1 pseudogene is annotated in these 247 nt (G+C 66.4%); it reads right to left on the bottom strand.

Features of this window, described 5'->3' with window-relative positions:
- A pseudogene (locus SB764_RS43445) lies at positions 1-247 on the bottom strand (S49 family peptidase); the annotation flags it as partial.

Genomic DNA, 247 nt, shown 5'->3' with positions numbered 1-247 from the left:
CGAGCGCGATCATGTAGCCGCCGGAGGCCGCGACGTCCTCGACGAAGACCAGCACCTTCTTCTGCTTCTCGCCGGCGAGCTCGCGGATGCGGGTGAAGATGAGGCGCGACTGAACGGGAGCGCCGCCCGGCGAATTGATGGAGATCGCGACAGCCGGCGCATCCTTGACGGAGAAAGCCTTTTCCAGCATCGGCGCGACCGAGGCCAGGTTGAGCGCCGGGCGGAACTGGTTGCCGCCGCTCATGAT

This window comes from Paraburkholderia sp. SIMBA_027, assembly GCF_046535315.1.
Taxonomy (GTDB): domain Bacteria; phylum Pseudomonadota; class Gammaproteobacteria; order Burkholderiales; family Burkholderiaceae; genus Paraburkholderia; species Paraburkholderia tropica.
The sequence above is the reverse complement of the archived record's forward strand: the minus strand, read 5'-3'. Positions and strand labels throughout refer to the sequence as shown.